At 39.0% G+C, this 13,573-nt stretch carries 13 protein-coding genes; 5 read left to right on the top strand and 8 right to left on the bottom strand.

Going from position 1 to position 13,573, the window contains the following annotated elements:
* The first annotated feature begins 17 nt into the window (after positions 1 to 17).
* From HHO47_RS02680 to HHO47_RS02660, 5 genes are all read left to right on the top strand, one after another.
* Positions 18 to 1,280, top strand: coding sequence for an SAM-dependent methyltransferase (locus tag HHO47_RS02680; protein WP_169018639.1), 1,263 nt, complete (start codon positions 18 to 20; stop codon positions 1,278 to 1,280).
* Complete coding sequence (locus HHO47_RS02675; RefSeq protein WP_169018637.1) at positions 1,258 to 1,770, top strand: DUF2878 domain-containing protein; 513 nt, start codon at positions 1,258 to 1,260, stop codon at positions 1,768 to 1,770. Before HHO47_RS02680 ends, HHO47_RS02675 begins: the two co-directional genes overlap by 23 nt.
* 44 nt (positions 1,771 to 1,814) lie before the next feature.
* A complete protein-coding gene (locus tag HHO47_RS02670; RefSeq protein ID WP_169018635.1) occupies positions 1,815 to 2,306 on the top strand; it encodes a chalcone isomerase family protein in 492 nt (163 codons plus the stop codon).
* 1 nt (position 2,307) lies between these two features.
* A complete protein-coding gene (locus tag HHO47_RS02665) occupies positions 2,308 to 2,841 on the top strand; it encodes a DUF3833 domain-containing protein (RefSeq protein ID WP_169018633.1) in 534 nt (177 codons plus the stop codon).
* A gap of 208 nt (positions 2,842 to 3,049) precedes the next feature.
* Positions 3,050 to 3,325 carry an HU family DNA-binding protein gene (locus tag HHO47_RS02660; RefSeq protein WP_004586404.1) on the top strand — a complete coding sequence of 92 codons (276 nt, stop codon included), beginning with the start codon at positions 3,050 to 3,052 and terminating at the stop codon, positions 3,323 to 3,325.
* 69 nt (positions 3,326 to 3,394) lie between these two features.
* Here the strand turns inward: HHO47_RS02660 and ilvN are convergent, their stop codons facing one another.
* The 8 genes from ilvN to HHO47_RS02620 all read right to left on the bottom strand — a co-directional run bounded on the left by ilvN (position 3,395) and on the right by HHO47_RS02620 (position 13,464).
* Positions 3,395 to 3,892 (bottom strand): acetolactate synthase small subunit, encoded by a 498-nt coding sequence (gene ilvN, locus HHO47_RS02655; protein ID WP_169018631.1) that lies wholly within the window; start codon positions 3,890 to 3,892, stop codon positions 3,395 to 3,397.
* Positions 3,892 to 5,616, bottom strand: coding sequence for an acetolactate synthase 3 large subunit (locus HHO47_RS02650; protein WP_169018629.1), 1,725 nt, complete (start codon positions 5,614 to 5,616; stop codon positions 3,892 to 3,894). The genes ilvN and HHO47_RS02650 overlap by 1 nt, the downstream gene beginning before the upstream one ends.
* Before the next feature lie 794 nt (positions 5,617 to 6,410).
* Positions 6,411 to 7,418 (bottom strand): isocitrate dehydrogenase, encoded by a 1,008-nt coding sequence (locus tag HHO47_RS02645; protein WP_169018627.1) that lies wholly within the window; start codon positions 7,416 to 7,418, stop codon positions 6,411 to 6,413.
* Between the two features lie 185 nt (positions 7,419 to 7,603).
* Entirely contained in the window at positions 7,604 to 9,292 is a 1,689-nt protein-coding gene (locus HHO47_RS02640) for a hypothetical protein (protein ID WP_169018625.1), read from the bottom strand.
* A gap of 10 nt (positions 9,293 to 9,302) precedes the next feature.
* Positions 9,303 to 9,686, bottom strand: a complete 384-nt coding sequence (locus HHO47_RS02635) for a DUF3192 domain-containing protein (protein ID WP_169018623.1) — start codon at positions 9,684 to 9,686, stop codon at positions 9,303 to 9,305.
* Positions 9,687 to 9,755: 69 nt separating this feature from the next.
* Entirely contained in the window at positions 9,756 to 10,529 is a 774-nt protein-coding gene (gene xni, locus HHO47_RS02630) for a flap endonuclease Xni (protein ID WP_169018621.1), read from the bottom strand.
* 14 nt (positions 10,530 to 10,543) lie between these two features.
* The gene (ppnN, locus tag HHO47_RS02625; protein WP_169018619.1) at positions 10,544 to 11,887 is read right to left on the bottom strand and encodes a nucleotide 5'-monophosphate nucleosidase PpnN; all 1,344 of its coding nucleotides are present in this window, start codon (positions 11,885 to 11,887) and stop codon (positions 10,544 to 10,546) included.
* 41 nt (positions 11,888 to 11,928) lie between these two features.
* A complete protein-coding gene (locus HHO47_RS02620; RefSeq protein ID WP_348981628.1) occupies positions 11,929 to 13,464 on the bottom strand; it encodes a GGDEF domain-containing protein in 1,536 nt (511 codons plus the stop codon).
* Positions 13,465 to 13,573 lie beyond the last annotated feature (109 nt).

Below are 13,573 nucleotides of genomic sequence, written 5' to 3'. Positions count from 1 at the left end.
ATAATGAAGGTCATGAGATGGAAAAAGTATCCAGTTTAGCTGATAACGCATCAAGTAGCTTGTTAAGTAAGCTGTATAAAAAGTTAGTCATTGGTGCGTTTGATAGCATTGAAGTCGGCGCAATTACCCTAGTTGATGGTAACGACGTTCAACACTTTGGTGATCCTCAAAGTCACTTACAGGCTAAAGTAGTTGTTAATAATCCGGCAATGTATAAAGCATTTGCGCTCTCTGGCAGTGTCGGAGCTGGCGAAGCTTATATTTTAGGCCAGTGGGAATGTACTAACTTAACTCCGTTGATTGAAATTTTTGCCATTAATCAGGCTCAACTGGACCAATTTGAACGTAAGTTTGCGTTTATTAGTAATCTTTACAATCGAATAAACCACCGTAAAAACAAAAATTCTGAGCAAGGTTCAAAGAAAAACATTGTTGCTCATTACGATTTAGGCAATGAGTTGTATTCATCATTTTTAAGCACTGAAATGCTTTACTCAAGCGCTGTATACCCATCAAAAGATGCTTCTCTTGAGCAAGCACAAAGCCATAAGCTTGATTTAATCTGCCAACAAGTAGATTTACAACCCGGTGAAACAGTTATTGAAATTGGCACAGGGTGGGGAGCGTTTGCCGTTCATGCTGCAACACATTATGACTGCCACGTTACTACTACAACTATTTCTGATGAGCAACATGCGTTTGTGGCAGAAAAAATTACCCAGTTGGGGCTTGAAGATAAGATAACCTTATTGAAACAAGATTATCGTTTACTCGAAGGCAGTTACGATAAGCTAGTGTCAATAGAAATGATAGAAGCGGTTGGTCATGAATACCTACCCAGCTTTTTCAAAAAATGTAATGACTTACTCAAAGACAGTGGTGCAATGCTGATCCAAGCAATCACAATTGCTGATCAACGCTATCAACATTACCTGAAAAATTCTGATTTTATTCAGCAATATATTTTCCCTGGTGGTTGTTTACCGTGTATTGATGAAATGAATAAGCAAATAAAAAATCAATCAGACATGGTGGTACACAGTATTAGTGATATCGGCGTTCATTATGCAAGAACCTTAGCTGATTGGCGCACCCGGTTTATTGCAAGCTGGCCAGAAATCGACAAAGTTAAGTTCGACCAGCGTTTTTATCGATTGTGGTTATTTTACTTAGCTTACTGTGAAGGCGCATTTAGGGCGCGAGTAACCAGTACAGTGCATTTAGTTGCTCGTAAACCGCGTTTTAACCATTCAAGTGATGACATTGCGCTCAGTTATTAATTTTTTGCTGTTTCAAGGAGTGTGGCTTTTAGCATTATTCCTTGAGCAGCGCGCTATTATACCGATTTTATTAATCATCATACTAATGCTATGCCTGTCGCAGCAAAAGCAACAAGATATGCTGTTACTGTGCTATGGCTTAATGATCTCGTTAAGCTTTGAATATTTGATGGTTGAGGTTGGCTTTTTATCTTTTAGTATATCCCCTTTTCCATTGTGGTTTATATTACTTTGGTGTGCCTTACTCTTAACCATTAATACGTCAATGCAATTTTTGCATCGCACGCCTTGGTATTTAGCGATGTTGCTCTGTGCTGTTTTTGCCCCCGCAAGTTATATTGCTGGTGCGCGTTTTGGGGCGTTAGAGGTTCATCCTGTAGTTTGGCAATTTTGGCTTATATATGGTTTTGCTTGGTCGCTTATGTTCAATTTTATCAGGGTGATAAACACATATAGCAAAAAGTACCTGTTAGTTTCTGAACACAAATGAGCATACAGGTGTAACTATTTAACTTAGAAATTTGGAGTCCGGTAATGATAGCAAGATTAACTAAAGGGCTAATCATTTTAATTGTATTGATATGCAGCCGAAGCTTTGCAGCTGATTTTAAAGTGGTCGGTGAGGCTCGTTTTGAGTATCTATTTTGGGATGTCTATCAGGCGCAGTTAGCAAACCCATCTGGGACCTATCAGTTTGGTAATCATCCCACTAAACTGACATTGACCTATTTACGCGATTTTGCTGCAAAGGACATAATCAAAGCGACAAACGAACAATGGCAGCATTTGGGTAAAAAAGAGATTATTAGTAAATACGATGCACAGTTAGCTGCGCTTTGGCCAGATATCAAAAAAGGTGAATCGCTATCCTTCATTACGGATGAAAATGGTATTGGCACATTTTATTTTAATGGTAAAAAGTTAGGGGCTATAGAGCAAAATGGTTTTGCGGATAACTTCTTAGCTATTTGGCTTGACGCCGATACCTCTGAGCCACAAATGCGAAAACAACTAATAGGGCAATAACATGAAGCGAATTACTACATTATTTTTACTTAGTTGCACATTTTTATTAAGCAGTTGTGCTGCGCCAGATGTTGAGTATTACCAAGGAAGTCAGCCAGAATTTAATTTTAAACAATTTTTTAGTGGCAAATTGAAAGCCTATGGTGTTGTCCAAGACTTTAAAGGTGAAGTAACCCGTAAGATGGTTGTTGACATGAATGCGAGTTGGGATGGCAATAACGGCGTTATAGAGGAAGATTTTGTTTACGATGATGGTGAAACCCAACGCCGAGTGTGGAAAATAACACTCAATACTGACAATACTTTAACTGGCACCGCAGGTGATGTGATAGGTATCGCGAAAGGAAAAAGTAATGGCAGTGTATTTCATTGGCAATATACGCTTAAATTACCTTATGGAGATGACACCATTGAAGTTAATTTAGATGATTGGATGTACCTGGTAACACAATCGCGCTTGATTAACCGTACAGCTATTGATAAGTTTGGCATTGAGGTTGGGGAAGTGACCTTAGTTATCGAAAAAGTTGAATGATAAACAAATTGTCATATTGATTTATTACATATTGCGTAAATTCATTGTTGGTTAATCTTTAAATCAATATTTATTTGGGCAATTATTTAAAATTTACTCATTTTTTAAGAATTTACGCGAAAAAAGCATTTTGCTGTTGCCAATACTTAAAAAATGCATAAAGATAGGTTTTGCGAAGGCAAAATAATAACGAATAGGAATTTAACAAATGAATAAAGCTCAATTAGTTGAAAAAATCGCTACTGATGCAGAAATCTCTAAAGCAGCAGCTACACGCGCACTTGACGCATTCACTGGTGCTGTTACTTCTTCTTTAAAAGAAGGTAATTCAGTTGCACTAGTTGGTTTTGGTACTTTCTCTGTAAAAGAGCGTGCTGCACGTACTGGCCGTAACCCACAAACTGGTGCCGAAATCCAAATTGCAGCGGCAACTATCCCAAGCTTTAAAGCAGGTAAAGGTCTTAAAGATCAAGTTAATCCTTAATCAATTAGATTGGTTAAATAAAAAAGGGCTAATTAGCCCTTTTTTTGTATCTGGTTATTAATCTATGGTTTAAGCTTTTAGTGCTTTATCACCGCGGCCAATACCTACCGCACCAGAGCGTACCACTTCAATTATGTCACTCTCATGGCGTAAGGTATCTAAAAACGATTCAATTTTATCTGTGCTACTAACAAGCTGTAATGTATAGCTGTTGCGACCCATGTCTAAAATAGCGCCTTGGAATACATCTACCACTCGCGTTACTGCAGCACGTTTAGTCTCATCTTGAGCAAATACTTTTACTAATAACAGCTCACGTTCAATATGCACCATTTCAGTGAGATCAATAATTTTTAATACATCAACTAATTTATTGACTTGTTTAGTGATTTGCTCAACCACACGGTCATCACCTAAGGTAGTGATAGTAATACGTGATAAAGAATGATCGTCAGTTGTGCCAACAGTTAAACTATCGATGTTGTAGGCGCGTTGTGAAAACAGGCCAACGATACGCGATAAAGAGCCTGGCTCATTCTCAAGTAGAATAGATAATATACGACGCATTATGCTTTCACTCCTTTACGCAACCACATGTCATCAACTGCCCCTAGTTTAATTTGCATCGGGTAAACATGTTCATTTTCATCAACCAAAATATCTAAAAACACTAAACGATCATTTATCTTCATCGCTTTCTCAATAGCGGGTTGTAGTTCTTCAAGGGTATTAACGCGAATACCTACGTGGCCATAACTTTCAGCAAGTTTGACGAAATCAGGTAATGATTCCATATATGACGACGAGTGACGACCACCATAGACCATATCTTGCCATTGACGCACCATACCCAAAGAGCGGTTATTCAGTGACACCACTTTTACAGCCAAGTTATATTGTAAACATGTCGAAAGCTCTTGAATGTTCATTTGAATCGAACCATCACCGGTGACACACACTGATTCTTTATCAGGAAACGCGAGTTTTACTCCCATAGCCGCTGGCAGACCAAAGCCCATAGTGCCAAGACCCCCTGAGTTGATCCACTGACGAGGATTTTTAAACGGGTAGTACTGCGCTGCAAACATTTGATGCTGACCTACATCAGAGCTTATATAAGCGTCACCATTAGTGGCTTTATAAATTGCTTCAATGACGGCCTGAGGCTTTATTTTATCGCCCGCAGTGCTGTAGCTTAAACATTTTTGTTCACGCCAGCTAATGATTTGACGCCACCAGTCTTCTTGTGCGCTACGATCAATTTTAATAGGGCTTTTATCTATCGCTGTTTGTAATTGCTCAATTACGGTTGATAAGCAACCGACTACTGGAATGTGGGCTTTGATCGTTTTTGAAATAGAGGTTGGATCAACATCAACATGAACAATCGTCGCATTGGGACAAAATTTCTTCACATTATTGGTTACCCTGTCATCAAATCGGGCACCTAGCGCTAAGATCACATCGGCATTTGCCATCGCCTTATTTGCTTCAAGGCTCCCATGCATACCTAGCATACCAATGAAATTAGGGTGAACACCGGAAATACCGCCCAATCCCATTAAGGTATTAGTGATTGGTGCATTGAGTGATTCAACCAAATGAGTCAGTTGCTCTGAGGTGTTAGAAATAATAATCCCGCCACCTGAGTAAATGACCAGTTTTTTGGCTTCTAAAATAGCGGCAACGGCTTTGCGAATTTGCTTTGGGTGGCCTTTGATGTTTGGGCTGTAGGTTCTCAGCTCTGTGGTTGTTGGACACTCAAAATCAAATTTAAGTGCAGGGTTTAACATATCTTTTGGCAGTTCTACGACCACAGGGCCTGGGCGTCCAGTACTTGCAATATAAAATGCTTTAGCCAAAATTGTAGGGATATCTTTTGCGCTACGACAGTTAAAACTGTGCTTTACTATTGGCCGAGAGCAACCGACAATATCAGTTTCTTGAAATGCATCATCACCAATTAAGTTAGTCGGCACTTGACCGGATAGCACTACCATAGGAATCGAATCCATATAGGCTGTAGCGATCCCCGTGATACAGTTTGTCGCACCAGGACCTGATGTTGCTAATACGACGCCCACTTCACCTGTGGCGCGTGCATACCCATCAGCCATATGGGTTGCTGCCTGCTCATGACGAACTAAAATATGTTCAACATCATCTTGCTGAAATAATGCGTCATAAAGATCTAATACAGAGCCACCTGGGTAGCCAAATATATATTTTACCTGTAATGCCCTTAATGCCTGAACAACTAGTTCGGAGCCATTATATTGTTGTGTACTCATCCTCATTCCTCTGCGTGCCTGTTACCTGTTGATTATTGTCATGAGTAATAATGTGCTCTTGCACGCACTCCCCATTTATTCTATGCAATTACCGTGTAATTTAAATGCATAAAAAAACCCCCGCTTAGGGCGGGGGTTTTTAAAAAGCTATTTCACCTTCTAATACATCCCCGCTGGGCTTAAAACTAAGACCAGTACGAGTACAGTGACTAGGTGAAATTGATATTTCATAATATTTTTTCTTCTCGGTAGTTGTTATACAAGCTTTAATGAGTTATTACGTCGTGATAGCCAAACAACACACTAAGTCTACAAATTTAATAGCCTTATTTTTAAATGTTTTGCTAACTAATGTCAACAGTTAAAATGACAGTGCTGCATTAAAATTCCAAATTATTTATTTTTATATTTAAAAGTTGCTTTAAGCTGCGATTTTAACCGAAAAATAAAAGAAATTATGCGTTTTTGAGGTGTTTGCGGTGTCTATATACCCAAGCCACCTCAATATGCAGAATTCAGCGTTTCACAGGGGCTTAATATCAAGGCGTTACTTTTATTATAAGGGACTGATTTTAACTATAGAGTCACTATTACTTGCGATCAATGCCTTGTCTAAATCGCTGTTAATTCCAACGACGCTCGCATCTTGAGATAGTTTGGGTATATATCAGGCGGTCAAGCACCTTATGACTATGCGTGGCAATTAGGTGGTAGCGGCTAGTAAGCATAAATTAAGTTGCAAAAAAGCCAGTAAATACTGACTTTTATTATCATGCTAATAATCTAGGTTTAGTTTATAAACGATCGATAACAGCTTGAGTGAAGTCAGTCGTACCGTGACTGCCACCTAAATCGCGAGTTGTACGATCACCTGATTTAATTACGTCTGCTACAGCGCTGCGGATACGCTCTGCAGTTTCGCCCATTTCTAAATGCTCTAACATTTGAATGGATGCCAAGATAACAGAGGTTGGATTTGCTAGATTTTTACCTGCAATGTCAGGTGCGCTGCCGTGAACGGCTTCAAAGATAGCTGCATTTTCACCGATATTAGCGCCAGGTGCCATACCTAGGCCGCCAACAAGACCCGCACATAAATCTGATAAAATATCACCAAACAGGTTTGTAGTAACGATAACGTCAAATTCTTCTGGGCTCATTACCAGTTTCATACAGGTTGCATCAACAATCATCTCAGTTGATTCAATTTCAGGATAACGTTCCGCAACTTCACGGGCTACTTTTAAGAATAAGCCTGATGTTGACTTTAAGATGTTAGCTTTGTGAACCGCGGTTACTTTTTTACGGCCTTCACGAACAGCTAGTTCGTAAGCAAAAGTAACGATTTTTTCAGCACCTTCACGAGTGATCATAGACATCGCTTGTGCTTCGTTACCATCTTCAGATGTCACTTGGCCTAAACCTGAATACATGCCTTGCGTATTTTCACGTACAGTGATGATATCAATGTCTTCATAACGTGCTTTAGTGCCAACAAATGATTTAACTGGGCGTACATTGGCGTATAAACCAAACTGCTTTCGTAAAGTTACATTGATTGAAGTAAAACCTTCACCAACAGGAGTGGTTAGTGGGCCTTTAAGAGTAATTTTATTACGCGCAATAGTATCAATGGTATCTTGTGGTAATAATTCACCGGTTTTTTCTAAGGCAGCAAGGCCTGCATCAACGAATTCATAATCAAAATCGCACCCTGCGGCTGTTAAGATCTCAAGGGCTGAATCAATAATACTCGGACCGATGCCGTCGCCTTTGATCACTGTGATGGTTTGTTTGGCCATGAACTTTTCCTATTACGAGTTAGAGATGCACGTAAATGTGACGCATTATTAAACTGCGATAATGTGTTAGATTATTTACGTGAATGAGTTTGAAAATATAAGCGGCTTTTATAGCAATTTATTCAACTTTTTGCCAGTAAAACCCACGAAAACGCACTAAATTAGTCACTATGTCTAATAAATATTCATACGCTATTGCTTAAACCTAAGCTTGGTAGCTGAGCATAAAAATCCTCGCAGGACGGCCAATCTAAGCGTTTTAATACTTGCTCAAAAGTGTGTGTTTGCCAACTACTTTGTATTGCGTTGGGTTGATACACCTTAATAACGACGAGTTTTATTGCAACCCATAATTGTGCCTCAGCAGATAAGTGTTGCTTCTTTTGCCGTTCTGCATCTAAGAGCGCTTGTGTCCATGGGTTATCACCAAGCAATTCAAGTAAATAAGCCGATAAATGCTCACTATCGTGAACCGTGACACCGAATAGCCACGCAAAAGGCATGCTGACATCACTTTTAGGTGAGAGTTCATACATTGTTTTACGGCTAATTGTGGTACTACAGTATTCGATCAAATAATTTACGTAACCATAAATAGGCAGAGCTAGGTGCTCGAACTGGTTGTGTTGATCACGACTTACCAGTTGGTTTAATAAATTTATGATTGCCTGTAAGCGCAAGTGTATATGTTGCATTAATGGATGGGCTTGGTAGTTTACTAATTGCTCAAAGAGTACCCGTTGAATGATCGCTGGCGCATTATATAAGCCAACCATTGATAAACAATGGCGTAAGTCTTTGCCTGGTAGCTGCTCTTTATTGTAAGGCTTTACTGCTTCACGAAGTAACTCAATTGTCGCTGGATGATCGTTGAGTAATTTAGCAAGGGCGCTATATGTGTATTCTTTTTGTATTTTAACTTGGCGTATCAACATTAGTAATTGTTGTTTATCAACGTTTTCAATTTCAATAGGAGGGGCTATGTGCTCATTGAACCATACGCTAAACAATAATCGCTGGTCTCTACTTGGTCGTTGTTTTGAATATGATTCTAGCTTTGCTTTGGCACTGTACCATTTAGCTTTTTGCTGTTCATGTAACGCAATTAATAAATCCCGTTGCTGATGGTTTTTACCAATATAAATGAGCTGCTGCTCGCTATAATTTACCAAAGATCCTGGCAGGTAGGGGCCAAAATGACCGATTAATGCTTTTAAGGCTTGTTGAGCAAACAGGTTCGGGGTACGGATATAAATATCAGCCACTGCTTTATAGATATCGATATGATCATGTTGGTTACGGTAGGTGATGTTCATCGCAATAATATTGGCTAACGCAACTAACGTTGTTGGCCCATCATAGATCATGATTTTTGGCGTGCTTAACAAGGCCTGCTTATATTTATTCAAGCGTGCTAAAATACATGTGATATGGTCAGTGAGAACATTAGCAGATTGCAGTAATTTGACTGCTAGCTGATGACGAGATTGCCATTGTTTTTTTTCTTGTTGGGTAAGTGGTTGGCGCAGAGCCAATTTATTGGTTTGTGTTTGCACACATAAATAGTTAGTTAAACAGACACAAATAAGCAATTGGCTGATTTTACTGTCGTAATTTAAACTACGACAAAAAGCGGCGACAATGACACATTGATTGACCACTAAGTTGGTTGTATAACCGTGGGTTTCTACATACAGAGTAAGTTGGGCTTGCATCGCATTTGGATGTGAATTATAGAGTTTATAATATTGCTCAGCGAGTTGTGTCAATAGCGAATAAATTTGTGGCCACTGACTTTTATTATGATAAAGCCTTAATACTTTGTGAGTTTTTTCAAATAGGCTGGTAAGATCTTGTGCGCAGAGTTTATCCATAAGTAATCAATTACCCGCGTTGCTCAAATGCATCAAATGCACTTGGCCCCCACAAAATCAATTCGCCATTTTTAAACAGTAAACCAGTACACTCATCCATAGTCGTGATCCCATCTGATTTGATATGTTGAGTACGGTAAAAAATAACTTGCCATACCTCTTTGTTATCACGTTTAGCGAATGTTAGGTCTGGACTGCCTAAATACTCTAATACAGTGTTTAAGTTAGTCGGTGTTTCGATACTTAATTTAGCGATATAACGCTTATTGAACGCTTCTCGGTCTTGCCAAATCATCGCCTGCGGATCATCTTTGTAAAAAGTAATGACCAAAGTAGCGATCAAGGCGTATACACCTAAACCTAATATGAGATAGCGAAAAACCTTCTTAAACATTGTGCACTCTTACGCTGAGACTTGAATTGAGTATACGCATAGTTCAAATTCAGTGCTACGTGAATGCGATTAATTGAGTCTTAACTGCTTTAAACTAAAGCCTAAGTTAATATCTGTACGTAAACCAACCAAATGTTTAGAGGTAATATAGTCTGCCATGCCAGCTGCCAACTTTTTACGCACCGCTGCAGAGAGCGTCTTATCCTTTACCGCCAATGTTATATCTGCGTGTTTACTAATAATTTCTTGTGCTGTTTTAGTACCAATTCCCTTAATACCCGGGATATCATTCGTTTTATCACCAGCCATTGCCCAAAAATCAATGAGTCGAGCTTGCTCAACGCCAAAACGTTGTACAATGGAGTGATGATCTAAATATTCTTTTTTAAAATAATCATACACATTAATATAATTATTTAAGCTAGGTAAAAACCCTTTATCAGTCGAGACAATTGTACAATACAACTGGTTTTGCGCCATTTTATGGGCTAATGTGGCAATAATATCATCTGCTTCATCGTTTACTGGGGCAAACACTACAATTCCCGTCTGCTCAATCGCCTGTTTAAATTTATCTAATGAATTTTTCAGAGTTTCAGGCATGGGAGCACGACTGCTCTTATACTGAGCGTAGTAATGATATCGCCAGCTTTTATCACCATCAAATACTGCAATAGCATGTGTTGCTTGGGTGATCTTTATGAGTTTTTCACAAGCGTTAGCTACCCGCGCGCAGCAGGTATTTATCATTTGCTCATCACTGCCTTTGTTTTGATTACTATCAACTGCATAAATGCGCCTAATTAAATTAAGCGCATCGATTAAAAGTAACTGACCTGACACGAATACATTAACCCTTATGCTTTGACTTCATAACATGGAACATATTGACTGCCTGGGAGCTTCATTCTTCCTTGCTCAACAAATGCTTGCAGGAGTTTGTCCATGGCTTTCATTAAAGTCGGCTCACCGCTGATGATAAACCGGCCATGTTGTTTAATGGCTTGTATGCCTTCGTCTTTAACATTACCAGCAACAATACCGGAAAATGCACGGCGTAAATTAGCGGCTAGTAATTGTTTTTCTTGATCTAAATGTAAATCAAGCCCAGCCATATTGGCATGAGTTGGTGCGAAAGGTTGCTGAAATTCATGTTCAATTTTTAACGTCCAGTTAAAGTAATAGGCATCACCTTGGCTCTTGCGGTAATCACGTACATTCGCCATTGCAGATTTAAGTTTCATCCCAACTAATTCTGGGTTATCTATAATAACTTCAAATTTATCAAGTGCTTCCTTGCCTAAGGTCATTTCAATAAAGTGACATAATTCGCTAAAGTAATTTTCACTTTCTTTCGGCCCAGTTAAAATAACCGGTAACGACTGTTTGGCATTATCAGGGTGAAGTAAAATGCCAAGTAAATACAATAACTCTTCAGCAGTACCCGCACCGCCAGGAAAAATAATTATCGCGTGGGCGGTGCGAACAAAAGCTTCAAGGCGTTTTTCAATGTCTGGTAAAATAACTAGTTCATTAACTATCGGATTTGGTGGCTCTGCGGCAATAATGCTTGGCTCTGTTAAGCCCAAATAACGGTTATTGGTGTTGCGTTGTTTTGCATGTCCAATGGTTGCACCTTTCATTGGGCCTTTCATGGCTCCTGGGCCACAGCCAGTACAAATATTTAAGCCACGTAAACCAAGCTCGTAACCTACTTGTTTAGTGTATTTATATTCGTTTTCGTTAATTGAATGACCACCCCAGCAGACAATCATACTAGGATCGCTATTAACACGAAGCGCTGCGGCATTACGCAACATATCAAAGACCATATGAGTAATGGCTTTTTGTTCGGTTAAATCTTTTTCGTATTTTTGACAAATAAATAAAATATCACGAATAACAGAGAAAATATGTTCGTGGATCCCGGTGATTATTTCACCATCAACAAAAGCGGTAGTTGGAGGATTGAGTAGCTCAATTTTTATGCCTCGCTCACGACTCAGTAAGCGAATATCAAAATCTTGATATTTATTATAAATCTCTGAACTGGAGTCAGTATGACTACCCACATTGAGAACAGCTAGTGCACAGTTTCTAAATAACTTATAACGTTCACTGGTAGACGATTGCTCTAATAAATCAACTTCGAGCTGCGACAGTAAATCTAACACACCTGTCGGGTTTAACTGTATTAACATAGGCGTTCTCCTTGCTATAAAAAGCACGAGGTCGGTTGCTGTTATTTATTGATATACAAGCGATCACGACCGGTATTTTTTGCTTTGTAGAGGGCGTCATCGGCACGGTCAAAAGCGCCCAAGGGGGTATCGCCTTTTTTAAACTGAGTGGCACCGACGGAAACCGTTATCTCTACTTGTTTATCTTTGAACTTAAACGGAATTCCTTTCACCGCTTTTCTTAGTTTCTCAAGAGGTTTATTGGCATGTTCTAAGGGCATACCCGGCATTAATAAAACAAATTCTTCACCGCCGTAGCGGGCTATAAAATCAGATTTACGAATTGACATTTGCAACGTTTTGGCAATCACTTGTAACGTTTTATCACCTGCGCTGTGACCATACGTATCGTTGATAGACTTGAAGTGATCAACATCAATCACCACTAAGGTGACATCGGATTCTTGTACTGCAAACAAATGAAATTCGTGATGAAAACGTTCGTCAAATGCGGCTCGGTTTGGCAGTTTGGTAAGGCCATCAAGCAAACATTTAAAGCGTTGCTCATGCAGGCGCTTTTTATATTTAGATAATTTAGATTCAAGGCTGCCAATACGGTGATTGATCGCTTGAAAACTGTTTAGCAACATATCGCGATCTTGCTGCTCGAGGCGCTCTTTTTCTATTAAGTCTTCACTTAACGATTGTAATTCGTAATCAACTAACGCTTTTAATGATGAAATTGACGTGGCACTTTGGGTTTGTGCTGTCAGATTATTAATTTTATCTTCAATACGCTTGTTCAATGCAGTAAATTCAGCCCCCATTGCTTCTGAATGTTTACTTGTTGAAACAATTGAATGGTGTAGTTCTTCGAGCGTTTGGTTCAATGACACTAAAAAGCTTTGTGCAGATTGACGCTCTTTACTAATATTACTAGCAATGATGCGAATAATATCGATTGCAGAGGTTAATAAATCATCCACTGAATCGGTTTCAGAGATATTATTTTTTATGGTTTTTACTTGATCTGCAGTTTCATCTTCAAATACTAAATCATTAGCTAAATTTAGTAACTCTTTTGCTAAACTTGGTTGCATGGCACTTTGCTGGCATTCAGGAATAGTCAGTTTTACTTGTAAGGCTTGATGATAAATCGTTACTAGACGATTAAGAAGTGGAATGAAATCCCGTGTAGATTGCACATTATTCAGTTCATGGTCCAGTAAATGGCGCAGTGTTCTGCGGGCATCATCCGGTAACCCTTTGGTTTTTTGCAGTAACTTACCAGCATCAAGGACACTGTTATGAAGTTCACGCTGATGTGAAGCCTGTTGTGCCTCTTGATTTTTTAGCAGTGTGAGAATTTCACCGATCTGAGGAGCAAATAATTCAAAATCCACTCCTTTCGCTAGCGCACTACGAAACTTAGCTAAGCGATTATCAAGTTCAATGTCCATCCCTTTACAACTCAACGATAACTTAGCTGCAAAGTGTGTCAATGTATCTACCTGATGTTTACGTGCATGTTCAACGACCATGCGAGTATCAATGGCTTGTTTAAGTTTTTTGTTTAAAACTTCGAGCTGTTGTGACACTAATAGTTACCGCCATTGAATAAATCTCTATTGCGTAAGTTTACAACAAAATTTACACAAATGTAGTTACTAAGTCAAAAACTAAGTATTTGTTGATGATTTTTATTCA

This window comes from Pseudoalteromonas arctica (genome assembly GCF_012927645.1).
In the GTDB taxonomy this organism is placed as follows: domain Bacteria; phylum Pseudomonadota; class Gammaproteobacteria; order Enterobacterales; family Alteromonadaceae; genus Pseudoalteromonas; species Pseudoalteromonas arctica_A.
This window is presented reverse-complemented; position numbering and strand designations above follow the sequence as displayed.

Excerpts from the sequence above, each read along its gene's own strand:
- HHO47_RS02675 (WP_169018637.1), top strand. The coding sequence starts at position 1,258 with ATGACATTGCGCTCAGTTATTAATTTTTTGCTGTTTCAAGGAGTGTGG.
- HHO47_RS02665 (WP_169018633.1), top strand. The coding sequence starts at position 2,308 with ATGAAGCGAATTACTACATTATTTTTACTTAGTTGCACATTTTTATTA.
- ppnN (WP_169018619.1), bottom strand. The coding sequence starts at position 11,887 with ATGTTAATACAGTTAAACCCGACAGGTGTGTTAGATTTACTGTCGCAG.
- HHO47_RS02670 (WP_169018635.1), top strand. The coding sequence starts at position 1,815 with ATGATAGCAAGATTAACTAAAGGGCTAATCATTTTAATTGTATTGATA.
- HHO47_RS02680 (WP_169018639.1), top strand. The coding sequence starts at position 18 with ATGGAAAAAGTATCCAGTTTAGCTGATAACGCATCAAGTAGCTTGTTA.
- HHO47_RS02635 (WP_169018623.1), bottom strand. The coding sequence starts at position 9,686 with ATGTTTAAGAAGGTTTTTCGCTATCTCATATTAGGTTTAGGTGTATAC.
- HHO47_RS02640 (WP_169018625.1), bottom strand. The coding sequence starts at position 9,292 with ATGGATAAACTCTGCGCACAAGATCTTACCAGCCTATTTGAAAAAACT.
- ilvN (WP_169018631.1), bottom strand. The coding sequence starts at position 3,892 with ATGCGTCGTATATTATCTATTCTACTTGAGAATGAGCCAGGCTCTTTA.
- HHO47_RS02650 (WP_169018629.1), bottom strand. The coding sequence starts at position 5,616 with ATGAGTACACAACAATATAATGGCTCCGAACTAGTTGTTCAGGCATTA.
- HHO47_RS02645 (WP_169018627.1), bottom strand. The coding sequence starts at position 7,418 with ATGGCCAAACAAACCATCACAGTGATCAAAGGCGACGGCATCGGTCCG.
- HHO47_RS02660 (WP_004586404.1), top strand. The coding sequence starts at position 3,050 with ATGAATAAAGCTCAATTAGTTGAAAAAATCGCTACTGATGCAGAAATC.